General features: G+C 72.9%; 20 protein-coding genes. 10 read left to right on the forward strand and 10 right to left on the reverse strand.

Annotated elements, in window-relative coordinates:
- Positions 1-14: 14 nt before the first annotated feature.
- A complete protein-coding gene (gene uvrA, locus AB0D01_RS15850; protein ID WP_363055729.1) occupies positions 15-3,020 on the reverse strand; it encodes an excinuclease ABC subunit UvrA in 3,006 nt (1,001 codons plus the stop codon).
- A gap of 186 nt (positions 3,021-3,206) precedes the next feature.
- Between uvrA and AB0D01_RS15855 the strand changes: the two genes are divergently transcribed.
- From AB0D01_RS15855 to AB0D01_RS15865, 3 genes are all read left to right on the forward strand, one after another.
- Positions 3,207-3,902 carry a maleylpyruvate isomerase family mycothiol-dependent enzyme gene (locus AB0D01_RS15855; protein WP_363055730.1) on the forward strand — a complete coding sequence of 232 codons (696 nt, stop codon included), beginning with the start codon at positions 3,207-3,209 and terminating at the stop codon, positions 3,900-3,902.
- A 30-nt stretch (positions 3,903-3,932) separates the two neighbouring features.
- Complete coding sequence (locus AB0D01_RS15860) at positions 3,933-4,589, forward strand: MBL fold metallo-hydrolase (RefSeq protein ID WP_363055731.1); 657 nt, start codon at positions 3,933-3,935, stop codon at positions 4,587-4,589.
- A 167-nt stretch (positions 4,590-4,756) separates the two neighbouring features.
- Positions 4,757-6,154: an MFS transporter gene (locus AB0D01_RS15865; protein ID WP_363055813.1), complete on the forward strand. Its 1,398-nt coding sequence runs from the start codon at positions 4,757-4,759 to the stop codon at positions 6,152-6,154.
- 39 nt (positions 6,155-6,193) lie between these two features.
- Here the strand turns inward: AB0D01_RS15865 and AB0D01_RS15870 are convergent, their stop codons facing one another.
- From AB0D01_RS15870 to uvrB, 4 genes are all read right to left on the reverse strand, one after another.
- Positions 6,194-7,201: a TerC family protein gene (locus AB0D01_RS15870; protein ID WP_363055732.1), complete on the reverse strand. Its 1,008-nt coding sequence runs from the start codon at positions 7,199-7,201 to the stop codon at positions 6,194-6,196.
- Positions 7,202-7,451: 250 nt separating this feature from the next.
- On the reverse strand, positions 7,452-9,458 hold the full coding sequence (locus tag AB0D01_RS15875) for a TerD family protein (protein WP_363055733.1): 2,007 nt from the start codon (positions 9,456-9,458) through the stop codon (positions 7,452-7,454).
- A 130-nt stretch (positions 9,459-9,588) separates the two neighbouring features.
- The gene (locus tag AB0D01_RS15880; protein ID WP_363055734.1) at positions 9,589-10,167 is read right to left on the reverse strand and encodes a TerD family protein; all 579 of its coding nucleotides are present in this window, start codon (positions 10,165-10,167) and stop codon (positions 9,589-9,591) included.
- Positions 10,168-10,254: 87 nt separating this feature from the next.
- Positions 10,255-12,438 (reverse strand): excinuclease ABC subunit UvrB, encoded by a 2,184-nt coding sequence (gene uvrB / locus AB0D01_RS15885; RefSeq protein ID WP_363055735.1) that lies wholly within the window; start codon positions 12,436-12,438, stop codon positions 10,255-10,257.
- 200 nt (positions 12,439-12,638) lie between these two features.
- Here uvrB and AB0D01_RS15890 point away from each other — a divergent pair, with 200 nt between their 5' ends.
- From AB0D01_RS15890 to AB0D01_RS15900, 3 genes are all read left to right on the forward strand, one after another.
- The gene (locus AB0D01_RS15890) at positions 12,639-13,562 is read left to right on the forward strand and encodes a glycerophosphodiester phosphodiesterase family protein (protein WP_363055736.1); all 924 of its coding nucleotides are present in this window, start codon (positions 12,639-12,641) and stop codon (positions 13,560-13,562) included.
- Positions 13,563-13,789: 227 nt separating this feature from the next.
- Positions 13,790-14,353, forward strand: coding sequence for a methylated-DNA--[protein]-cysteine S-methyltransferase (locus AB0D01_RS15895; RefSeq protein ID WP_363055737.1), 564 nt, complete (start codon positions 13,790-13,792; stop codon positions 14,351-14,353).
- Positions 14,354-14,508: 155 nt separating this feature from the next.
- On the forward strand, positions 14,509-15,825 hold the full coding sequence (locus AB0D01_RS15900; RefSeq protein WP_363055738.1) for an MFS transporter: 1,317 nt from the start codon (positions 14,509-14,511) through the stop codon (positions 15,823-15,825).
- A 29-nt stretch (positions 15,826-15,854) separates the two neighbouring features.
- Here AB0D01_RS15900 and AB0D01_RS15905 read toward each other — a convergent pair whose 3' ends face one another.
- Together AB0D01_RS15905 and AB0D01_RS15910 are read right to left on the reverse strand one after the other, a co-directional pair.
- A complete protein-coding gene (locus AB0D01_RS15905; protein ID WP_363055739.1) occupies positions 15,855-16,235 on the reverse strand; it encodes a cupin domain-containing protein in 381 nt (126 codons plus the stop codon).
- A 73-nt stretch (positions 16,236-16,308) separates the two neighbouring features.
- On the reverse strand, positions 16,309-17,094 hold the full coding sequence (locus AB0D01_RS15910; protein ID WP_363055740.1) for a class I SAM-dependent methyltransferase: 786 nt from the start codon (positions 17,092-17,094) through the stop codon (positions 16,309-16,311).
- 82 nt (positions 17,095-17,176) lie between these two features.
- Here AB0D01_RS15910 and AB0D01_RS15915 point away from each other — a divergent pair, with 82 nt between their 5' ends.
- Together AB0D01_RS15915 and AB0D01_RS15920 are read left to right on the forward strand one after the other, a co-directional pair.
- The gene (locus tag AB0D01_RS15915; protein ID WP_363055741.1) at positions 17,177-18,109 is read left to right on the forward strand and encodes a pseudouridine-5'-phosphate glycosidase; all 933 of its coding nucleotides are present in this window, start codon (positions 17,177-17,179) and stop codon (positions 18,107-18,109) included.
- The gene (locus AB0D01_RS15920; RefSeq protein WP_363055742.1) at positions 18,106-19,134 is read left to right on the forward strand and encodes a PfkB family carbohydrate kinase; all 1,029 of its coding nucleotides are present in this window, start codon (positions 18,106-18,108) and stop codon (positions 19,132-19,134) included. Before AB0D01_RS15915 ends, AB0D01_RS15920 begins: the two co-directional genes overlap by 4 nt.
- A 54-nt stretch (positions 19,135-19,188) precedes the next feature.
- Here AB0D01_RS15920 and AB0D01_RS15925 read toward each other — a convergent pair whose 3' ends face one another.
- Positions 19,189-19,791 carry a uridine kinase gene (locus AB0D01_RS15925; RefSeq protein ID WP_363055814.1) on the reverse strand — a complete coding sequence of 201 codons (603 nt, stop codon included), beginning with the start codon at positions 19,789-19,791 and terminating at the stop codon, positions 19,189-19,191.
- 122 nt (positions 19,792-19,913) lie between these two features.
- Between AB0D01_RS15925 and AB0D01_RS15930 the strand changes: the two genes are divergently transcribed.
- Positions 19,914-21,359 (forward strand): WGR domain-containing protein, encoded by a 1,446-nt coding sequence (locus tag AB0D01_RS15930; protein ID WP_363055743.1) that lies wholly within the window; start codon positions 19,914-19,916, stop codon positions 21,357-21,359.
- Between the two features lie 114 nt (positions 21,360-21,473).
- Here AB0D01_RS15930 and AB0D01_RS15935 read toward each other — a convergent pair whose 3' ends face one another.
- Complete coding sequence (locus AB0D01_RS15935) at positions 21,474-21,842, reverse strand: cupin domain-containing protein (protein WP_363055744.1); 369 nt, start codon at positions 21,840-21,842, stop codon at positions 21,474-21,476.
- A 138-nt stretch (positions 21,843-21,980) separates the two neighbouring features.
- Here AB0D01_RS15935 and AB0D01_RS15940 point away from each other — a divergent pair, with 138 nt between their 5' ends.
- Positions 21,981-22,664 carry a DUF2293 domain-containing protein gene (locus tag AB0D01_RS15940; RefSeq protein ID WP_363055745.1) on the forward strand — a complete coding sequence of 228 codons (684 nt, stop codon included), beginning with the start codon at positions 21,981-21,983 and terminating at the stop codon, positions 22,662-22,664.
- 42 nt (positions 22,665-22,706) lie between these two features.
- Here the strand turns inward: AB0D01_RS15940 and AB0D01_RS15945 are convergent, their stop codons facing one another.
- A complete protein-coding gene (locus AB0D01_RS15945; protein WP_363055746.1) occupies positions 22,707-23,441 on the reverse strand; it encodes a chaplin in 735 nt (244 codons plus the stop codon).
- Positions 23,442-23,561 lie beyond the last annotated feature (120 nt).

Raw genomic sequence — 23,561 nt, forward strand, 5'->3', positions numbered from 1 at the left:
GACAGGCGCGACCCCTACGCCTTGCGGGCCCGGGTCGTCGCCTTCTTCGCCGGCGCCTTCACCGGGGCGGCGGCCTTCTTCGCGGTCTTGGCCGGGGCCGCCTTCTTGGCCGCGGTGCGCTTCGCGGCGGTCTTCCCGACCGGCGCCGCACCGGCGGCCAACGCCGCGTCCGAGACGCGCTCCGCGCCGAGGATGTCCCGCAGGAACTTGCCGGTGTGGCTGGCGCCCACCGAGGCCACCTGCTCCGGGGTGCCCTCGGCGACGACGAGACCGCCGCCGTAGCCGCCCTCGGGGCCCATGTCCACGACCCAGTCGGCGGTCTTGATGACGTCGAGGTTGTGCTCGATGACGATCACCGAGTTCCCCTTGTCGACGAGGCCCGACAGCACCTTGATCAGCTTGCTGATGTCCTCGAAGTGCAGACCGGTCGTCGGCTCGTCCAGGACGTACACCGTCCGACCCGTCGAGCGCTTCTGCAGCTCGGAGGCCAGCTTGACGCGCTGCGCCTCGCCGCCCGACAGGGTGGGCGCGGACTGTCCGAGCCGGACGTAGCCGAGCCCGACCTCGTTGAGCGTGCGCAGGTGGCGGGCGATCGTCGGGACGGCCTCGAAGAAGTCCAGGGCCTCCTCGATCGGCATGTTCAGGACCTCGGCGATGGACTTGCCCTTGTAGTGGACCTCCAGCGTCTCCCGGTTGTACCGGTCGCCGTGGCACACCTCGCACGGGACGTAGACGTCCGGCAGGAAGTTCATCTCGATCTTGATGGTGCCGTCGCCTGAGCAGTTCTCGCACCGGCCGCCCTTGACGTTGAAGGAGAAGCGGCCCGGCAGGTAGCCGCGGACCTTCGCCTCCATCGTCTCCGCGAACAGCTTGCGGACGTGGTCGAAGACGCCCGTGTACGTCGCCGGGTTGGACCGCGGGGTCCGACCGATGGGCGACTGGTCGACGTGGACCACCTTGTCGACGAGGTCGTCGCCCTCCACCCGGGTGTGGCGACCCGGTACCGAGCGGGCGCCGTTGAGCTCGCGCGCCAGGTGGGTGTAGAGGATGTCGTTGACCAGGGTGGACTTGCCGGATCCCGAGACGCCGGTGACGGCGGTGAGCACGCCCAGCGGGAAGGAGACGTCGATGTCCCGCAGGTTGTTCTCCTTGGCCCCGTGCACGGTGAGCCTGCGCTCGCCGTTCACGGGCCGGCGGACGTCCGGCACGGGGATGGACTTCTTTCCCGAGAGGTACTGCCCCGTCATCGACTCGGTGTTGCGGAGCAGCTCCTTCAGCGAGCCGCTGTGCACCACCTTGCCGCCGTGCTCGCCGGCGCCGGGGCCGATGTCCACCACCCAGTCGGCCACCTTGATGGTGTCCTCGTCGTGCTCGACGACGATCAGGGTGTTGCCCATGTCGCGCAGCCGCACCAGCGTCTCGATGAGGCGGTGGTTGTCGCGCTGGTGCAGGCCGATGGAGGGCTCGTCGAGCACGTACAGGACGCCGACCAGCCCGGAGCCGATCTGCGTGGCGAGGCGGATGCGCTGGGCCTCGCCGCCCGAGAGGGTGCCGGCGGCGCGGTTGAGGGAGAGGTAGTCGAGGCCGACGTCGACGAGGAACCGCAGCCGCTCGTTGACCTCCTTCAGCACCCGCTCGGCGATCTTCTTGTCGCGGGCGTCGAGGCGCATCGCGCCGAGGAAGTCCGCGCACTCGCTGATCGACATCGCGGCGACCTCGGCGATGGACTTCTCCATCACCGTCACCGCGAGCACGATCGGCTTGAGGCGGGTGCCCTCGCAGGTCGGGCAGGGCACCTCGCGCATGTAGCCCTCGAAGCGCTCGCGGCTGGCGTCGCTCTCGGACTCGGCGTGCCGCCTCTTGACGAAGGGCACCGCGCCCTCGAAGGCGGTGGTGTAGGCGCGCTCGCGCCCGTACCGGTTGCGGTAGCGGACCTCGATCTGCGTCTTGTGGCCGTGGAGCAGGGCCTTCTTCGCCCGCAGCGGCAGCCCGGCCCACGGGATGTCCGTGCGGAAGCCCAGCTCGCCGGCGAGGGCGCCGATCAGCCGCTGGAAGTAGTCCTTGGTGTGGCCGAGGGCCCACGGGGAGACGGCCCCCTCGTCGAGGGACTTGTCCTCGTCCGGGACGATCAGGTCCGGGTCCACCTCCATGCGCGTGCCGATGCCGGTGCACTCGGGGCAGGCGCCGAAGGGGGAGTTGAAGGAGAAGGAGCGCGGCTCCAGCTCCTCGAAGGACAGGTCGTCGTAGGGGCAGTAGAGGTGTTCCGAGTACATCCGCTCGCGCTCGGGGTCGTCCTCGGCGAGGTCGACGAAGTCCAGGATGACCATGCCGCCGGAGAGGCCGAGGGCGGTCTCGACGGAGTCGGTGAGCCGGCGCTTGGCACTGTCCTTGACGGTGAGGCGGTCGATGACCACCTCGATGGTGTGCTTCTCCTGCTTCTTCAGCGTGGGCGGCTCGGAGAGCTGGACGGTCACGCCGTCCACCCGCGCCCGGCTGTAGCCCTTGGTCTGGAGGTCGGCGAAGAGGTCGACGAACTCGCCCTTGCGCTCGCGGACCAGCGGGGACAGCACCTGGAAGCGGCTGCCCTCGGGCAGTGCGAGCACCTTGTCGACGATCGCCTGCGGCGACTGCCGCGAGATGGGACGGCGGCACTCGGGGCAGTGCGGCTTGCCGATGCGGGCGAAGAGCAGGCGGAGGTAGTCGTAGACCTCGGTGATGGTGCCGACCGTGGAGCGGGGGTTGCGCGAGGTCGACTTCTGGTCGATGGAGACGGCCGGGGAGAGGCCCTCGATGAAGTCGACGTCGGGCTTGTCCATCTGCCCCAGGAACTGGCGGGCGTAGGAGGAGAGCGACTCGACGTAGCGACGCTGGCCCTCGGCGAAGATCGTGTCGAAGGCCAGGGAGGACTTGCCGGAGCCGGAGAGCCCGGTGAAGACGATGAGGGAGTCGCGCGGCAGGTCGAGCGAGACGTTCTTCAGGTTGTGCTCGCGAGCGCCACGAACGATGAGACGGTCGGTCACGCCGGTCGCACCTTTCTTGAGAGAGCGGGGGCACGGGCCCCGGCTGTCCAGGGTATGGGGGGCGCCTCTGCGATGGGATGGAGTCTGACTTCCGAGCGTATAGCACGCACATTCGATTTACGGCACTCGCGAGACCGCTTCACCCGATCGTGTGTCGCGGCCCCGGGGCCCACTAGGCTCGGATCCATGACTGATCATGTGCACGACCTGCGATCCGTACATGAGGCCACGGACCGACTGCTGACCGCGGTCGCGAAACTGGACAACGCCGCCCTGTCCGAGGAGTCACACCTCCCCGGCTGGACCCGGGGCCACATCCTGGCCCACCTCGCCCGCAACGCCGACGCCCTCGTGAACGTCTTCGAGGGCCGCCCGATGTACGAGAGCGGCACGGCCCGCGACTCCGACATCGCGCGCGACGCCGGTCGCCCCCTGGAGGAACACCTGCGGGACCTCCGTGATTCCGGGGAGCGCTTCCTCGCCACGACCGAACCCGACCAGGACTGGTCGCGCACCGTCGAGCTGCGCAACGGGGTCACCGACCTCGCGGCCAACGTGCCCTTCCGCCGGCTCATCGAGGTCGAGCTGCACCACGTCGACCTCAACATCGGCTACGAGCTGTCCGACCTGTCGCGGGAGTTCACCGAGCGCGAGATCGCCTTCCTCGCCGACCGCTGGTCCGGCCGCCCCGACGTCCCGCCGGTCACGCTCAAGGGGTACGGGGACGAGCCGGTCTGGCACACCGGTGGCACCGAGGGCGACCCCGTGGTCCTCGAAGGCCCCCTCGACGAGCTGCTCGGCTGGCTCGCCGGCCGCGACCTCAAGGGCGCCCACCTCGCCGTCGTGACGGGCAACGACCTGCCCGTGCTCCCGGCGCTCTGATCACCCGTCCCAGACCCTAGGATCACAGTCATGACGTACAGCGGAGCGGTCAAGGTCGGCGGTCCGGCCGACGTGCACGAACTCGCGGACCTGATGATTTCCAAGGTCGCGGTCGGCGAGATGAACAACAACGCCTACCTCCTGCGCTGCCGGGCCACCGGGGCGCAGCTGCTGATCGACGCGGCCGCCGAGCCGGCCACGCTGATCGGCCTGATCGGCGACGACGGCATCGAGTCCGTGGTCACCACCCACCGGCACGGCGACCACTGGGGCGCCCTCGCCGAGGTCGTCGAGTCGACCGGCGCGCGCACCTACGCCGGCGCCCACGACGCCGAGGGCATCCCGGTCGCCACGGACGTCCTCGTCCGGGACGGCGACACCATCACGGTCGGACGGGTCTCCCTGACCGCCCGCCACCTGGTCGGCCACACCCCGGGCTCGATCGCGCTGGTCTACGACGACCCGCACGGTCACCCGCACGTGTTCACCGGCGACTGCCTCTTCCCGGGCGGCGTGGGCAACACCCACGGCGACGCGGCGGCCTTCACCTCCCTCCTGGACGACGTCGAGGCCAAGATCTTCGCGCCGCTCCCCGACGAGACGTGGGTCTACCCGGGCCACGGCAACGACACCGCCCTCGGCGCCGAGCGTCCGCACCTGGCCGAATGGCGCGAACGCGGCTGGTGACGACCTGACGTCCGGGACGTCACGGCGTCCCGACGTCCGTCAACATCGCGGGGCCATGCACACCTTCCGGTCGATACCGACCGAACGCATGTCCTGGGGGTGCGGGTTGGGGTAGTTGCTGCACCATGCGACAGCACCCCTCCCCTCCCCCGACCCGCCCCGTCCCGATGCTGCGGCTCGCCTCGGCCGCCCTCGCCGGCACCGCCATCGAGTTCTACGACTTCTTCGTCTACGGCACGGCCGCGGCCCTGGTCCTCGGGCCGCTCTTCTTCCCGTCCTTCTCGCCGCTCGCCGGCACCCTCGCCGCCTTCGCCACCTTCGGCGTCGGCTTCCTGGCCCGCCCCCTGGGCTCGGTCGTCTTCGGGCACATCGGCGACCGCTACGGGCGCCGGCCCGTGCTGCTCGGCTCGCTGCTGCTCACCGGCCTGGCCACGGTGGCCGTCGGGTGCGTGCCCTCGTACGCCTCGATCGGCGTCGCCGCGCCCGTCCTGCTGCTCCTGCTGCGCTTCCTCCAGGGGCTCGGCCTCGGCGGGGAGTGGGGCGGGGCCGTGCTGCTGACCGCCGAGCACGCCCCCGAGGGGCGGCGCGGACTGTGGTCGAGCTTCCCGCAGATGGGCCCGGCGGTGGGGTTCCTGCTGGCCAACGGCCTGATGCTGACGCTGTCCGGCACGTTGAGCGACGAGCGGTTCGCCGCCTGGGGCTGGCGGCTGCCGTTCTGGTTCGCCGGTCTGCTGGCGCTGGCCGGGCTGTGGCTGCGCCGCTCGGTGGAGGAGACGCCGGAGTTCCGGCGGCTGGAGGAGACCGGCCGGCGGGCCGAGGCGCCGCTCTCCGAGGTCGTCCGCGGCCACTGGCGGCTGCTCCTGCTGACCGGGGGCGCCATGGCCGTCGGGTACGCCGTCTTCTACGCGGTCACCACCTGGGCCCTCGCCTACGCCACCGCCCACTTGGGCGTCGGGCGCACCACGATGCTGGCCTGCGTGATGGTGGCGGTCCTGGTCAAGGGGGTCGCGACCCCGCTGCCGGCGGTGCTCGGCGACCGTTGGGGACGCCGCCCCCTGTGCCTGGCCGGCTGCGCGGCCTGCGTGGTGTGGATGTTCCCCTTCGTGGCCCTGCTGCGCACCGGGGACCCGCTGCTGATCGTCGTGGGCTGCACGGTGGCGCTGCTGGCGATGGTGACGATGTTCGCGGTGGTGGGGGCGTACCTGCCCGAGCTGTACGCCCCGCGCGTGCGGTGCACGGGCGCGGCCGTCGGCTACAACCTGGGCGGGGTGCTGGGCGGGGCGCTGACCCCGATCGTGGCGACGGCGCTGGCGGACGGGTCGGGGCCGCCGTGGGGGGTCGCGGTGTACCTGACGGTCATCGCGCTGGTCAGCCTGGGCTGCTTCGCGCTGCTGCCTGAGACCCGGCCGGCGCGCGCGGGCACCCGGGGCACGGGCCCGGGAACCGACGCGGGCGCGGACACGGAGGCGCCGGCCGGCGCGGAAGCGAAGGCCGGTGCGGACGCGAAGGCCGGTGCGGACGCGGACGCGAAGGCGGGGGCGGCCGAAGCGGCCACCCCCGCGTAGCCCCGGGGCCCCGCGGGGCCCCGGGTGTCGTCTCGACCGTCAGGCGTCGACGCTGCGCGTCTCGTCGGTGTCGGTCGCGGTGCCGGTGGCGGCGGCCTCGGCCGCCGCCTGCTTCTTCGAGGCGATCAGGCTGGTGATCGTGGTGATCACCAGCACGCCGCAGATGACGCCCAGCGAGACCGGGATGGAGATCTGCGGAACGTGCAGCCCCGACTCGTGCAGGGCGTGCAGCACCAGCTTGACGCCGATGAAGCCGAGGATGACGGACAGGCCGTAGCTGAGGTGGACCAGCTTCTTGAGCAGGCCGCCGATGAGGAAGTACAGCTGGCGCAGACCCATCAGGGCGAAGGCGTTGGCGGTGAAGACGATGTACGGGTCCTGGGTGAGGCCGAAGATCGCGGGGATCGAGTCCAGGGCGAACAGGACGTCCGTGGTGCCGATGGCGAGCATGACCACCATGAGGGGGGTCATGATGCGCTTGCCGTTGTTCTGGATGAACAGCTTGGTGCCGTGGTAGCGGTCGGCGACGCCGAACTTCTTCTCGATGGACTTGAGGAGACGGTTCTCCTCGAACTCCTCCTCGTCCTCGTCCTTGCGGGCTTCCTGGATCAGCTTCCACGCGGTGTAGATCAGGAACGCGCCGAAGATGTAGAAGACCCACGAGAAGGTGGTGATGATCGCGGCGCCGGCCGCGATGAACACGGCCCTCAGGACCAGGGCGATCAGCACGCCCACGAGCAGCACGCGCTGCTGGAGGTGCGAGGGCACCGAGAACTTCGCCATGATCAGGACGAAGACGAAGAGGTTGTCCACGCTCAGGGACTTCTCGGTGATGAACCCGGCGAAGAACTCCTGGGAGGCCTGGCCGTTGCCGAAGAAGAGCAGGCCGAGCCCGAAGAGCACGGCGAGCGCGATCCAGACGACGGTCCAGATGCCCGCCTCCTTGATGGAGACGTCGTGCGGTTTGCGGCCGATGAAGAAATCGGCGCCGATGAGAAGGCACAGACCCGCGATGGTCAGCACCCAAAGGGTCAACGAAACGTCCACTACTTCCACGCCTCCGGCAGATGGCTCAGCACATCGTCAGCTTCATCGCTGCCGGAGGTCTCTTCCACCCGGGCGACCTGGAGGTCGTGGGCCGACGCCCCGGGACCGACTTCGGGCAGTATCGCCCAATGGGTCCGTATTGACGGGTACGCCGTAGCAGGAAAGCAGGAATACTCCCCTCCGCGGGCACCAGGTTACCCGCCGAGGAGGGGAAAGGTAAAGGGAAGACCAAGAACGGGTCAGCGGTCGGTCATCGACCTCCGCGCCGGGCCGCCGCGACACGGTGCAGCGCCTGCTCCAGGACCAGGCTCTCGCGCGGCGGGAGGTCGGGCGTGAAGGTCCAGGCGTGCTGCACCCAGGGGTCGGCGAGGTGGTTGTCCGGGACGGGCGACAGGCGCAGCAGCGACCGCCACAGCGGGTCCAGCAGCGGCCCGTACGCCGAGGCCTCGTCACGGTCCGCGACCATCAGCAGGTGCACGCCGACCGCGGGGCCCTCGTCGGCCAGATAGCGCAGGCGGGTGACGGACCGGTCGTCGAAGCCGTGCGGGAAGTCGTGGACGATCAGCAGCTGCTCGGCCCGGTCCACGTCGGCGGGCAGCTCCTCGGGGACGCCGGCGCGCAGCGCCATCTGTACGAGGTCCACGCGACGGGTCAGCGTCTCCAGGGTCCTGGCGACCCCGGCGGCGCCCGTGGCGGGCGGCGCGGCCAGCACCCCGGCCCCGACCAGCGGGGCGAGGGAGGCGGCTCCCGCCCCGGCGGCGTCGATGACGTGCACGGAGAACCGGTCGGCGGGGTGGACGGCCAGCAGTCGCGCGGCGTGCGCGACGGCCATGTCCATCGCGGCCCGCCGCAGCCGGTCGCTGTCCATGGCCATGGCGGCCTCGGAACCGGTGCGGCCGTTGTCGATCCACAGGCCGCGCTCCAGCGGGAGCCGCATCAGCATGGGGATCCGCAGGTCGGGCCGCTCGGGCAGGGTCAGGTCGCCCAGGCGCAGCGCCAGCGGGCCCTCCTCGGGCTCGCCGGCGCGAGCGTGCCAGACGGGGTTGTCCCAGCGGGCGTACGCCGCCGGCAGGGCGGGCTCGACGACCTCGCACTCGGCGGTCAGCTGGACGAGGTCGCGGTCCAGGACGGCCCGCGCCCGGTCCACCAGTTCCTCGCGACGGGCCCGGGCGGTGTCACGGGCGGCGTCGCCCGAGCCGCCCAGCCGGTGGCGGGGGTCGGACAGGGCCTCGTCGAGTTCGCGTTCGAGACGGTTGTCGGCGAACTCGACGGCGCCGCGGTAGGCGGCGACGGTGCGGGCCAGGTCCTCGAACATGCCCCAGACCTGGTTGTAGAGCCGCTCGTCCATGGACCAGCCACTGGCGTCGCCGGCGACGGGCCGGGCGTGCTCCCCGTGGGCCGCGGGCGGCGCGGGGCGCGGGCCCGGTTCGGGGGGCTCGGCGCTGGTGCGGCGGCGGCGCGGGTGGGCGTAGTCGATGGTGGGCGGGCCCCCGTCGGCCGACGCGTTGCCGCCGAGGGTGTCCGCGGCCGGCGGGCCGGGCGGGGTGGCGGGCGCCGGGCCGGGCGCGGTCGGGTACGGGACCCCGGAGACCGGTATCGGGTCCGCCGGAGGGGTCGGGGTCGCGGCGGGCGGGGCGTCGACCGGGGCGCGCAGACCGCGCGGGACGGTGGGCGCGGCGGGGGTGGGCAGCGCGGCCAGGGTGATGTCGCCGCCCGGTACGAGGCCCAGGGCCGCGGACGTGAGCTCGGCGGCCCGGGGCGCGGCGAGCCCCCCGTCGGTGAGCAGCGCGCCCAGCCCGTCGGCGTACCCCTGGCCGACGGCCCGTACCTTCCAGGAGCCCTGGCGGCGGTAGAGCTCCAGGGCCACGACGGCCGTCTCGGGGTCGAGGTCGGTGAGGGTGAACCCGGCGAACTCGGCGCCGTCCTCGCCGGCCACCGCGACGTACGGGGCGGGTACCGCGCCGAAGCGCGGCGCCCCGCCGGGCGGCAGTACGAGGTGCACGCCCACGCGGTGGACGTCCGGCTCGACGGCGTCGAGGTCGACGGCCACGGTGTGCCGCTCGCCGGGCAGCGCGGGCACCAGAAGCCCGGGCAGGGCCGGGGCCCCGGGGTGGGCCAGGACGGCGGGGCCGGCGAACCGGCCCCGCTCGTCCGCCAGCGTGGCCACGGCGAGCACGGCCGTGCCCGCCGAGACCCTGATCTCCACCCGACTGTGGGACACGGGGTGGTTCTGCCCCCGGACCAGTTCGGCCGTCATCGTGCAGCCCCTCCCCGTGCCTTCTTCTCTTGTCGCCGCGCGCCGCGCGTCGCGCGACGTGTGCCGTGTGCCGTGTGCCGTGTGCCGTGTGCCGTGTGCGATGTACCGGTGTGCCGTGTGCCGCGGGCTCTTACAGGTGCGGCAGGATCGCCGGCATCAGGTCCTGGAAGGTCTTGCCGTTGGCCGCCGTGCCCAGGGCCGTCATCTTCCAGCCGGCGCCCGCGCGGGACACCTTCGCCATGATCTGCGCCGTGTACTGGCCGCCGCCGTCGAGGGTGTAGCGGGCCAGCTCCTGGCCGTTGGTCTCGTCGACGATGCGGCAGAAGGCGTTCTGCACCTCCTGGAAGGTCTGGCCGGTGAACGAGTTCACCGTGAAGACGATCTGGTCGATGTGGACCGGGACGCGCTGGAGGTCGACGAGGATGGCCTCGTCGTCCCCGCCCTGGCCGACGCCGCCGACCAGGTTGTCACCGGTGTGCCGCACCGAGCCGTCGTCGCTCTGCAGGTGGCGGAAGAACACCACGTCCACGGGCTGCTTGTCGGCGAACAGCACCGCCGACGCGTCCAGGTCGATCTCCCGGGTCCGCGAGCCGAACAGGCCACGGCGCTTGGCCGCCTGCCAGCCCAGGCCCATCCGGACCGCGGTCAGTGTGCCGCCGTCAGCCTTCTGCAGACTGATGGCCTGACCCTTGGTCATGTTGACCGTCACGCGGTGTCCCCTCTCCATGGCCCGCCCCCGATGTGGGCGCGCAGCGTGTTCCTGCGGCTGGATCCAACCCTACTGACCGGCTCCCGGTCAGGCGAGGCCCGCTTCCTTCATCTGTCGCAGCTCCTTCTTGAGCTCGCCCACCTCGTCCCGGATCCGGGCGGCGACCTCGAATTGCAGCTCGGCCGCCGCGCCCCGCATCCGCTCCGTCATCTGCTCGATGAGCGCGGCCAGTTCGGCGGCGGGCCGGTCGGTGGGCACCGCGCCCGCCGCCGCCCCCTTCGTCCCCTTCGCGCCCTTGGCGGCCTTGGCGGCCTTGGCGGCCTTGGCCGGCGCGCCGGCCTTGCCCGCGGCGAGGCCGAGGGCGGGCACCGGGCTCTTGGCGCCCTTGCCGTCCTTGGCCTGCCGGTATCCGGTCCCGAGCAGTTCCTCGGTGTCCAGTTCCTCGCGGGCGAGGGTGGCGACGATGTCGTTGATCTTCTTGCGCAGCGGCTGCGGGTCGATGCCGTTGGCCGTGTTGTAGGCGACCTGCTTCTCGCGGCGCCGGTTGGTCTCGTCGATGGCCTTCTCCATCGCCGGCGTCATCCGGTCCGCGTACATGTGGACCTGGCCGGACACGTTGCGCGCGGCGCGGCCGATGGTCTGGATCAGGGAGGTCCCCGAGCGCAGGAAGCCCTCCTTGTCGGCGTCCAGGATCGCGACGAGGGAGACCTCGGGCAGGTCGAGGCCCTCGCGCAGCAGGTTGATGCCGACGAGGACGTCGTACTCGCCGGCGCGCAGCTCGCGCAGCAGCTCGATGCGGCGCAGGGTGTCCACGTCGCTGTGCAGGTAGCGGACCTGGATGCCGAGCTCCAGGAAGTAGTCGGTGAGGTCCTCGGCCATCTTCTTGGTGAGGGTGGTGACGAGGACCCGCTCGTCCTTCTCCACGCGCTGCCTGATCTCGTGCACCAGGTCGTCGATCTGGCCCTCGGTGGGCTTGACGACGACCTCCGGGTCGACGAGGCCGGTGGGGCGGATGATCTGCTCGACGAAGCCGTCGGAGCGGGAGAGCTCGTACTGGCCGGGGGTGGCCGACAGGTAGACGGTCTGGCCGATCCGCTCCTGGAACTCCTCCCACTTCAGCGGGCGGTTGTCGAGGGCGGACGGCAGGCGGAAACCGTGGTCGACCAGGGTCCGCTTGCGCGAGGCGTCGCCCTCGTACATCGCGCCGATCTGCGGCACCGTCACGTGCGACTCGTCGATGACGAGGAGGAAGTCCTCGGGGAAGTAGTCGATGAGGGTGTTGGGCGCGGAGCCCCGCTCGCGGCCGTCCATGTGGAGGGAGTAGTTCTCGATGCCGGAGCAGGAGCCGATCTGGCGCATCATCTCCAGGTCGTAGGTGGTGCGCATGCGCAGCCGCTGGGCCTCCAGCATCTTGCCCTGCTTCTCCAGCTCCGCGAGGCGCGCGGCGAGCTCGGTCTCGATGCCGGCGACCGCCTTCTCCATGCGCTCGGGGCCGGCGACGTAGTGGCTGGCGGGGAAGACGTAGAGCTCGCGGTCCTCGCTGATGACCTCGCCGGTGAGCGGGTGCAGCGTGGACAGGGCCTCGATCTCGTCGCCGAACATCTCGATGCGGACGGCCAGTTCCTCGTAGACCGGGAAGATCTCGATGGTGTCGCCGCGCACCCGGAAGGTGCCCCGGGTGAAGGCCACGTCGTTACGCGTGTACTGGATGTCGACGAAGCGGCGCAGCAGGGCGTCCCGGTCCATCTCCTCGCCGACCTTGAGCGGCACCATCCGGTCGACGTACTCCTGCGGGGTGCCGAGGCCGTAGATGCAGGACACGGAGGCGACCACGACGACGTCACGGCGGGTCAGCAGGGAGTTCGTCGCGGAGTGCCGCAGCCGCTCGACCTCCTCGTTGATCGAGGAGTCCTTCTCGATGTAGGTGTCCGACTGCGGTACGTACGCCTCGGGCTGGTAGTAGTCGTAGTACGAGACGAAGTACTCGACGGCGTTGTTCGGCAGGAGCTCGCGGAACTCGTTCGCCAGCTGGGCGGCGAGGGTCTTGTTCGGCGCCATCACCAGGGTGGGGCGCTGGAGCCTCTCGATCATCCAGGCCGTCGTGGCCGACTTGCCGGTGCCGGTGGCCCCGAGCAGGACGACGTCCTTCTCCCCCGCGTTCACGCGCTTCTCCAGCTCGGCGATGGCCGCCGGCTGGTCGCCGCTGGGCTGGTAGGGGCTGACGACCTCGAAAGGCGCCACCGTTCGTTCGATCTTCGATACGGGCCGCATGGGTCCACCGTACGACCCCCCACCGACAGCGGGCACGGTCTGGTCCGTTTGTCGTAGTTCGGTGGCGGCGCGGTGATCTTCAGCCCCATGATCGCCGTGACGCGGCCCGCTCCGGTACACATCGGGCGTATCGCCGCAACGTCAGGCGCTCCCCACCCGTTTGAGGCAGAAGCAGGGCTCACGACCCGAGGAGAACGCACATGTACGTCGTCCGACCCGCCGCCGCGGCAGCCGCCGCCTTCCTGGGCCTCACCCTCACCGTGCTGGGCGCGGCGGCCGCGACCGCCTCGACGGCCCCCGGGCCCGCCGCGCCCGCGACGGGCGCCCGGGGCGCCGGTGTGCTGGGGCCCGTCGTCTACGCCCACCGGGGGGCCTCCGCGTACGCCCCCGAGAACACCCTCGAAGCCGTCGACCGGGCGATGTGGCTCGGCTTCGAGTGGGTCGAGAACGACGTGCAGCGGACGCGCGACGGGGAACTCGTGGTCATCCACGACGACACCCTGACCCGCACCACCGACGTCGAGCAGGTGTTCCCCGACCGCAAGCCCTGGCGGGTCAAGGACTTCACCGCCGAGGAGATCTCCCGACTGGACGCGGGCGCCTGGTTCGGCGACGGCCGGTACGCGGGCGCGCGGGTGCCCACGCTGCGGGAGTACATGGAGCGGGTGGGGCACAACCGGCAGAAGCTTCTGCTGGAGATCAAGAAGCCGGAGCTGTACCCCGGGATCGAGCGGCAGACCCTGGACCTGCTGGAGGACATGGGCTGGCTCGACGCGCGGCACGTCGAGGGCCGGCTGGTCGTGCAGAGCTTCAGCGCCGACTCCGTGCGCATCGTGCACGGACTGCGACCCGACCTGGTGACGGCCTTCCTCGGCACGCCGACCGTGGCCGAACTGCCCCGCTACGCGGAATTCACCGACCGCATCAACCCGTGGCACACCACGATCTCCGCGGACTGGGTCGCGGCGGTGCACGGACTGCTCGGGGCGCACGGGAAGGCCATGGAGGTGGACACCTGGATCGTGGACGACGCGGCCACCGCGCGGAAGGTCCAGGCGATGGGCGTCGACGGGATCATCACGAACGCGCCGGACGTCGTGCGCGGGGCCGTGGGCGGCTACTAGGGCCTGTCGTCAAACTCCTGTCGTCGCCCGGAGGGCGGCCCCGCGGCGTCCGGTGCGTGCTCTCGGCGTGCCGGGCGGAAGCCCGTGTACTGGACGTACTCGGTCTTCCGTCCGGTGCGGCGAGAGCGCGTGCCGGGCGTCGCGGGGCAGACGGGAGTTTGACGACAGGCCCTAGAGGGCCGCGGTCGCCGGCGCGGGGTGTCGGCGCGGCGCACTACCGTGGTCGTGTGGACACCAGCGAGCGGCCGCGCGGGCCGCACCTCGAATGGACCGTCGTGCCGAGCGACATCGGTCCCCTCCTCCTGGCCGCGACCCCCGAGGGGCTGGTGCGGGTGGAGTTCCACGCCGGTCCGGAGCGCGTCGAGGCGCTGATCGGCGCGCTGGTCTCGCGGCTCGGCGCCGACGCCCGGCGGCCGGCGCCCGGCGAGGAGGTGCTCCTCGCCGAGCCGGTGCGCCAGCTCGCGGCGTACTTCGCGGGCACCCTGCGGCGGTTCGACCTGCCCCTCGACTGGCGCCTCAGCTCCGGCTTCAACCGCCAGGTGTTGCGGGAGCTGGACCGCTCGGTGCCCTACGGATCGGTCGTCGGCTACGGAGAGCTGGCCGCCCGGGTCGGCCAACCCGGCGCGGCCCAGGCCGTGGGCAACGCGATGGGCTCGAACCCGCTGCCGCTGGTCGTGGCCTGCCACCGGGTCGTGGAGAACGACGGCGGGATCGGCGGCTTCGGCGGCGGCGTGGAGACCAAGCGCGTCCTGCTCGCCCTGGAGGGCGTCCTCCCGCAGCCCCTCTTCTGACCGGCCGACCTCCCCGCCGCCCGGCCACCGGCTCGGGCGGGGCGGGCTCGATATGCGGTTTCCCCTGTTCGCAGGGGGTGGGACACTGCGCCTGTGACCAGTCCCAGCGCCTCAGGCCCCGCCGCAGACCCGTCCGCCGCGTTCCCGTGCCCGGGGTGTCGACGGTGACCGCCGCCCACGACGCCTCCACCGCGGCGGCCGCCGCGGTGACCGAGGCGGAGCTGCCCCGGCTCAGACGCCGCATATCCGGCGTGCTGATAGCGAGCCAGATGCTGGGCAGCCTCGGCGTACCGATCAGCATCGCCCTGGCCCCCGTCCTGGCCACCGAGATCAGCGGCACCGAATCCCTGTCCGGCTTCGCCTCCACGGCCGCCGTGATCGGCACGGCCCTGTTCTCGCTCCCGCTGGCCGCCCTGATGACCGCGCGCGGGCGCCGCCCCGGGCTGGTCCTCGCCTACGCCATCGCCACCGCCGGCGCGGCCCTGGTCGTCCTGTCCGCCGTGGTCGAGAGCTTCCCCCTGCTGATGCTCGGCATGGCCGCCTTCGGCGCCGCCTCCTCGGCCAACCTCCAGGCCCGCTTCGCGGCCGCCGACCTCGCGGCGCCCGACCGGCGGGCCCGCGCGATCTCGGTGGTCGTCTGGGCCTCGACCATCGGCGCGGTCCTCGGCCCCAACCTGTCCGCCCCGGCCAGTGCCTCCTTCGCGGGCACCGCGATACCCGAGACGGCGGGACCCTTCGTCTGGGCGGGCGGCGTCTTCCTGGTCACCGGCGCGCTGGTCGCCGTGCTCCTGCGCCCCGATCCGCTGCTGACGGCCCGGGCGCTGGCCACGCCCGGCGACACCGCCCCGCCGGGCCACTCGCTGCGCGCCGGGCTGGCCGCCGTGAAGGCCTCCCCACGGGCCCGGCTCGCGCTGGTCGCCGTCGCCGTGTCCCACACCACCATGGTCTCGATCATGGTGATGACCCCGGTCGACCTGGGGCACCACGGCGCGGACCTGAGCCTCGTGGGACTCGTGATCAGCATCCACATCGCCGGGATGTTCGCCTTCTCGCCCGTCATGGGCTGGCTCGCCGACCGGCTGGGCCGACTCTCCGTGATCGGCCTCTCGGCCGGGCTGCTGTCGCTGGCCGCGCTGCTCGCCGGCACCGCGAACGGCAGCCACGCCCAGACCACGGCCGGTCTCTTCCTGCTCGGTCTCGGCTGGTCAGCCGGTCTGGTCGCCGGTTCGGCGCTGCTGACCGACTCGGTGCCGCAACCCGTACGGGCCGCCGTACAGGGCCTGAGCGACCTGACGATGAACACGACGGCCGCGATCGGCGGGGCGGCGTCCGGCCTGATCATGGCCTACGCGGGCTACGGCTGGCTCAACGCGATCGGGGCGGCGCTGATCCTGCCGATGGCCGCGCTGGCCCTGTTCACGGCCCGTCGGCGCGCGGCGCCCGCGCCGGCCGGACCGGACGCGGACGCCTGAGACAGAAGCCTGAGGCGGACGGCGGGGGCTCAGCCGTTGATGTGGTAGGCCTTGCGGAGGGTCTCGTGGACCGTCCAGGTCGTCTTGTCGCCCTCCCGCAGGACGCAGGCCGAGCCCGGGCCCACCTCCAGCGTCGCGCCGCCCTCGACCTCGATGGTGGCCCGTCCGCTGACGACGACGAACAGCTCGTCGGCCTCGGTGTCGGTGACCACCCCGGGGGTGATCTGCCAGATGCCCCGGACCTGCGAGCCGTCCTCGGACTCCCACAGCACCCTGCCCGTCACGACGGGGTCGCCGGAGACGATCTGCCCGGGGTCGAGTTCCTCCCGTTCCAACTCCTCGTCCGGGAAGTCGGACACCGAGACGGCGAACGAGGCGGGCGCGGCGGGGGTGCGGTCACTGGTGCTCATGGCGCGTGAGCCTAGTGCGGACCTCCCGGACCCCGGGGTGATCAGATCGTCCAGCGTGGGCGTGGCGGACGCGTCACTCCGTCGAGCGGGGGCGCGGCAGCGGCCGGCGGGCCCCGAGGAGGGGCTGGTGGAAGCCGGTGGCGGAGGTCGGGTGCCACACCGGTTCGCCGAAGCCGGACTGCCGGACGAACTGGGCGGTCTCCGCCTCCGACAGCGCCCAGTAGGTGGTGGTCGAGGTGCACGGGGCCCAGGTGGCGCCCGTCGGCAGCAACTGGAACAGCTCGACGTCGTACCGCTCGCCGTCGTCGTGCCAGTGCCACAGCTGGAAGGTGATGGTCCGCCCGTCGGGCCCGATGCGCACGCGCGGCGCCTCGCTGGCGGGCCGGGTGCGGCGCAGTTCGCCGTACGGCCGCGTCGAGAGCAACAGCAGGCCGCCGGGGCGCAGCACCCGCCGGGATTCGGCCAGGGCCGCGCGCACGTCCTCGGCGGTGAGCAGGTGCGGGAGGGCGTTGTCGGCGCAGACGACGGCGTCGAAGGAGGCGTCCGGGAAGGGCAGGGCGCGCATGTCGGCGGCGGCGATCGACACGTCGAGTCCGCGGTCGGCGGCCTCGGTGACGGCGCGGGCCCCGGCGACCGCGCTGAGGTCGGTGCCGGTGACCCGGTGGCCCAGGCGCGCCAGGCCCAGTGCCTGGGTGCCGATGCCGCAGGCGCTGTCCAGCACCCTGTGCGGGCCGGGGCCCAGGGCTCGGGTGAGGAGGGTGTCCAGGGCCCGGCCCTGCCGGTCGATGCTCGCGTCCCAGTCCGCGTACAGGAGGTCGTAGCGGGCGGCGAGTTCGTCGTAGAAAACGCGCGTGTTCATGGGGGCACGCTACTCGGACAGGTTCGCGCCGGGGCGGCAGCGGCGCGTTTGGCGGCGCGAATCCCGTGCCATGGATGGGGACATGCCACAGCACAGAGCACACCCGGTCCCGGTCCTGTCGGACGAGGTACGCGAGGCGCTGGCCGCGAACCGGCCCGTCGTCGCGCTGGAGTCGACGATCATCACGCACGGACTGCCGCGCCCGCGCAATCTGGAGGTGGGCCTGGAGCTGGAGGACCTGGTCCGGGCGGAGGGGGCCGTTCCGGCCACGATCGCGGTCCTGGACGGGGTGGCGTACGCGGGTCTCGACAAGTCCCGTCTGGAGCGGATCGCCGCAGGTGAAGGCGTACGCAAGCTCGGCCATCGGGATCTGGCGCCGGCTTTGGCCACCGGGGCGAGCGGGGCGACGACGGTGTCCGCGACGGCCTTCCTCGCCGCGCGCGCCGGGTTGCGGGTCTTCGCGACGGGTGGGCTGGGCGGCGTCCACCGGGAGTGGACCAGCTCCCAGGACGAGTCGGCCGACCTCGCGTTGCTCGCGCGGACCCGGATCACGCTGGTGTGCGCGGGGGTGAAGTCGATCCTGGACGTTCCGGCCACGCTCCAGCGCCTGGAAACCCTGGGTGTAGGGATCCTGGGCTACGGGACGGACCGCTTCCCCGGGTTCTACCTGGCCGACTCGGGCCACCCGGTGGACTGGACGGTGCAGGGGCCGGCCGAGGTCGCCGGGGTGATGGCCGCACAGGACGCGCTGGGCGGGCCGGAGTCGGCCCTGGTGGTGGCCAATCCGGTGGCCGAGGAGCTGCAGTTGGACCGGGAGCTGCACGACCGGGTGCTGGCCGAGGCCCTCGACCGGTGCCGGGAGCGGGGGATCACCGGGCAGGCGGTGACCCCGTTCCTGCTGGACCACCTGGTCACCGCCACCGGCGGCGCCTCGCTGGAGGCGAACCTGGCGGCGGTACGGGGCAACGTGCGGCTCGGGGCCCTGATCGCGGGGGCCTGGGCGGCCCGGGCATGAGCGGCGCGGGGGCGGCCGCCACGGGCGGTACGGACGCCACGGGCGGAGGCGTCGGAAGCGGAAGCGGCGGAAACGGCACGGACGGCGGCGGAAGCGGAAGCGGCACGGACGGCGGCGGGGAGGTCGGCGCCCCGCCCGGCGCGCTGCTGGTGGTCGGCGACGTGGTGACGGACGTGGTCGCGGTGCACCCCCGCCCCCTGGCCCCGGCCACCGACACCCTCGCCCGCATCCGCACGCTGCCGGGCGGCGCGGGCGCCAACGCGGCCTGCTGGGCGGCCCGTACGGGCGCGGCCGAGGTGCGCCTCCTCGCCCGCGTGGGCTCCGAGTCGGCCCGGTGGCACGAGCGGGCCCTGGTCGACGCGGGGGTCCGGCCGCGGCTGGTCGTGGATCCGGCGGAGCCGACCGGCACGGTCGTGGCGTTGGTCGACGGCGACGCGGAGCGGACCTTCCTGACCGACAGCGGGGCCTCGCTGCGGCTGTGTCCGGCCGACTGGGTGCCCGCCCTGCTGGACGGCGCCGCGCACCTGCACCTGTCGGGCTACCTCTTCTTCGCCGACACCAGCCGCGAGTTGGCGCTGGTGGCGCTGCGGGCCGCCCGGACGCGAGGGGTGCCGGTCAGCGTGGACCCGGCGTCGGCGGGGTTCCTGGCGGCGCTGGGCCCCGAGCGGTTCCTGGGCTTCGTGGCGGGGACCCAGGTGCTCCTGCCGAACGAGGACGAGGCCCGGCTGCTGGCCGGGCTGCCGGGACCCGGCGGGGTGGTGCGGGCGGCGGTGGCGCTCAGCCGTCGGGTGCCGCTCGTGGTGGTCACCCGGGGCACGGGCGGGGCCCTCGTCGCCGAACACGGCCGGATCACCGCCGAGGTGGACGCCGAACCCGTCGAGGCGGTGGACACCACCGGCGCCGGGGACGCCTTCACCGGTGGCTTCCTCGCGGCCCGACTGGCCGGGGCCGGCGCGGCGGAGGCGGCCCGCGCCGGTTGTCGGGCGGCGGCCGACGCCGTGGCCCACCTGGGCGGACGCCCCTGACCCCCGCCGGGACGGGGGCGCGGCGGCTCCCGCGCGCCCCCGCTCCGGCGGGGGTCATCCGGCGCCGGACCAGGCGGGGCGCGCCGGGTCGTCCGCCCTGACCAGGACGTCCGCCGACCGCTCGGGATCGACCTCCCGCGCGTAGCGGGCGAACGCCTCCAGCGTCCACCGCTCCGGCTCCGGGGTGCGCCGCGCCAGCGCCCCGGGCGACAGGCCGATGTGCACGCTGAGGTCGAAGGGGAACCACTGCCCCAGCAGCAGCGGCCCGTGCACGATCAGCGCGCCGCCGGGCGGGAGTTCGACGTAGGGGCTGCGGGTGGCCCGGTCCCGTACGGGGTCCCACAGGTCGGGCAGCACCCGCCCGTCGCCGCCCGGGTCCGTCGGGCCGAACACCTCGCGCCACAGCGCGCCCGTGTCGTACCAGCCCGCCAGGTACTGGTCCACGTCCCGGCGCCCGAACTCGAAGCGCAACGACGCCGGCCGCAGGAATCCCGCGACCGCGACGACCACCACCGAGCGGCCCCGTGCCCGGAGTTCGTCGGCGAGCCGGCCCGCGAGCACGTCGGTGCCGGCGGCGGGGGCCCCGTCGATGCCAACCCGCCACCACGGGGCCGCCCCGGCCTCCCGCCCCGCCCGTTCGGCGAGCCGCTCGGCCATCCCCTGCCAGGTGATCGGTTCGAACTTGTCCACCGGCCCATTGTCAGTGCCCGCCCGTACGTTCTTCGCAAGGGATCACCGGCGTCACGGAGTCGTCGGCCCGACCACGGGAGGGGTCTGTCATGGCTCGGGAAACGACGTACCTGGAGCTCTCGCAGGACGGCGGCGGGGCGCACAAGTTCTACGAGGTGACCGTCGACGGCACCTCGGTGACCGTCCGCTACGGTCGCATCGGCGCCGACGGCCAGCTCCAGACCTCGTCGTTCCCCACGGTGGACAAGGCCCGCGCGGCCGCCGCGAAGAAGGTCGGCGAGAAGGTCCGCAAGGGCTACGCGCCTGCGATCCAGGGCGTGCGCGCCGCCCGCGCGGTGACCCGCCGCCAGGTGACCTCGGCCCCCTCGACGGCCCGCTCGGTGGCCCCGGTCCTGTGGCGGTTCCGCACCGGCTCCGCCGCGTTCGGCATCCACGTCGACGAGGACCGCTGCTGGGTCGGCAACCAGGCCGGCGACGTGTACACGGTGAGCCACACCGGTGAGGTGCTGGCCCGCTACTCGCTGCCGGACGGCGTGAAGTGCCTGGTGGCGGACGAGTTCTGGATCTACGCGGGGTGTGACGACGGCACCGTGTACGACCTGTCGTCGAAGGTGCCCTTCGGGGCGTACGGGATCGCCGCGGACGTGGACATCTACTGGCTCGACATCCACGAGGGCGTGCTGAACGTCTCGGACGCGGGCGGCGGTCTGACCGTCATCGACCACGAGGACGAGCACCAGTGGTCGCGCAGGTCCGCCGGCACCGGCGCGTGGATGGTGCGCGCCGACGAGGACGCGGTCTACCACGGCCACAGCGGCGGCGTCACCGCCTACGCGGCCGACGGCACCCGCGAGTTGTGGCACACCCGCACGCCCGGTTCGGTGCTGTTCGGCTGGCAGGAGGAGCACGCCGTCTACGCGGGCACCTCGCGCAACACCGTGCAGCGCCTGTCGAAGGCGACCGGCGCGGTGGAGGCCACGTACCCGTGCGACGCGTCGGTGTACTCGTGCGCCACCTCGCCCGACGGGCGCCACGTGTTCGCGGGTGACTCCTCGTCCTCGGTGTACTGCTTCGACGCGGACGGCCGACGGCTGTGGAAGCTCGGCACCGGCGGCGGTTCGGCGCTGTCGATGCAGTACCTGGACGAGCGGCTCTACCTGGTCACCACCGACGGTTCACTCGTGTGCGTCGACGCGAGCGAAGCGGCCATCGCGGCGGCTCAGCAGGGGTCGGTGCCGACGGTCGTGGACGTGAAGTCCGCGGCGGCGCTGCCCGTGTTCACCCCGGCGGCCTCGGCCGCGGCGGTGGCGACGGTGTCCGTGGCGGCGGTCCCGGCCGGCGGCGTGGTCGTGGAGTGCGTCCAGCAGGGCGGGCGGATGCGGGTGCGGGTCGTGTCGGACGGCTTCGAGTCCTCCTGGAAGGTGCAGTTCCCGCGCGGCATCCGGGAGCCGGGCGCGCGGTACGTGGTCGACGGTCTGCACGCCGCTTCCGGCGGCTTCTACCGGGTGCGCGGGGAGATCCGCCGCCTGGTCTGACGGTCCGGTCCCGGCGCCCGCGGTGGACGGGGGTCTCCGCGGGCGCCGGGACCGGACCGGTGCGGGCCGCGCGCCGGCCGTCCCGGCGTAGGTCCGGCCGGGGCCGGCGCCCGATCAGCGCCGGTGGCCCGGGCAGCCGCAGGGGTGCGCCCCGCGCGGCGGTGGCGCCGGGACGGCGAAGGGGGCGTCCTCGGCGAGGTCGCAGGTGACGAGCAGGACGATCGGGTCGGTGCCGATGTTGCGGCCGAGGTGGACGTGGTCGGTGCCGGCGGGCTCGACGAAGGTGTCGCCCACCCGGTGCACCTCGACGCCTCCGTCGGCCAGGATCCGGGTCAGCACCCCCGAGGTGACGACGGCCATGAGCGGCACCCGGTGGTAGTGCCATCCGGTGCAGCCGCCGGGCTCTATGACGATCTCCCGACCCATGAGGTCGGAGGGGGCCGTCTCCCCCGGCCGCCGTGCCGTCGCCTGCCGTCCGCCCATGTGCCCTCCCCCATGGGCCCACCGGACCCATCCGACTCACGGTAGGAGGACAACACGAGGTTCAGGAAGCTTTGATGAAAGGCCGACAACCTGTCCGGACAAGGTGATATAAGCATCAGCCGGCGGTATCACCACCCTATGAGCCTCGTCGTTTTCGAGTCGCGCAAGCAGATCCACTGCGCCGAGTGCAGGCAGGGCCCTCTGCGGCATCTGGTACGCGAAGCGGGCGTGCCGCGCTGCCTGGACTGCGCCGACCTCGGCCATCTCGTCTACCTGCCGCGCGGTGACGCGGCGCTCACCCGAAGGGCCCGCGAGGCCGGTTCGCTCTCCGCGGTCGTGGTGCGCCTCAACAAGCGTCGGCACCGCTACGAACGCCTGGGGCTGTTGGTCGAGGAGGCCGCGCTGGCCCACGCCGAACGCTCCTGCCTGGCGGACGCCGAGGCGCGGGCCCGCCGCCGGGAACGCGACCGGCGGCGGCGGGCCGCCGAGGACGTGCGCTTCACGGCCGCCTTCGCCGCCGAGATCCTGCGGCTGTTCCCCGGATGTCCTCCCGACCGCGCTCGGGACATCGCCGCGCACGCGTCGGTGCGCGGCAGCGGTCGGGTCGGACGTACGGCGGCCGGTCGGGCCCTCGACGAGCAGGCGGTGTCCGTGGCGGTGCGGGCGGCCGTGCGGCACCTCGACACCGAGTACGACGCCCTGCTGATGGCCGGGGTGCCCCGCTTCACGGCCCGGGCCCGGCTGGCACCGCTGATCGACGCCGTCCTCGACGGGTGGCGTGCCGCCCCGGCCCTGGAATCCGGGGCGAGGGAATCCGCGTGAAGGCCCGAACCCGGCCCGGCCAAGGTCCCGTTCGGGGTCCGGCTACGCCTGGCTCGCGCGGAAGCGGCGGTAGAGCAGGGCGCCGCCGAGGAGCAGCGCGCCGCCACCGGGCAGCAGGTAGCCGACGCCCTCGGCGCCGGTGTGGGCGAGCGCCGAGGTGTGCGGCTTCTGCCCGGCCTGCGGCTGCTCCGGCTGCTGCGGCGCCGGCGGGGTGACGGGGCGCGGGGCGACGGGCGGCAGGGTCGGCTTCGGCGGCTGGACCGGCTTGCCGCCGGTGGGGGTTTCGCCGTTGACGGAGGTGTTCCCGACGGAGGGGTTCCCGATGCCGACGACGTTCACCGAGTTCCCGCTGACGTTCACGGGGAGGTCGATGGGCAGTTGGATGCCGTTGCCGGACAGCAGTCCGGGGGAATCCTTTCCGCTTCCGACGGCCACCGCTCCCCCGCCCGCCGTGCTCCCGGCGTTCGAGGAGGCGGAGGAGGGATGCTGGGCCGGGCCCGACCCGGTATGCCCGCCGTGCCCGCCGCCCGAGGCGTTCGTACAGCGGTTGCCCGCCGCGGGGTTGAGGAGCCCCACCACGTTGACGGTGTTCCCGCAGACGTTCACCGGGGTGTTCACGGGCAGCTGCACCAGGTTCCCGGAGAGCAGCCCCGGGGATCGTTCGGCCCGCCCGCCCGCCTCCGCGTCGGCGTGCGCGAGGGCACCCACCCCCGCGACCGCCAGTCCACCGCCCGCGACCATCGCCGCGATCAAGCCATTCCGACGACTGTGACGCATCAGGATTTCCTGCCTTCCGGAAGGGTTTCGGGGACTTCGCGCCCCGTACCGGAGACAACGCCGTGAACCCGTTCGGGTTATAGAGACGGTAGGCATTTCACTCCATCGTGTACGGGGTAC

This window comes from Streptomyces sp. NPDC048606 (genome assembly GCF_040650855.1).
In the GTDB taxonomy this organism is placed as follows: domain Bacteria; phylum Actinomycetota; class Actinomycetes; order Streptomycetales; family Streptomycetaceae; genus Streptomyces.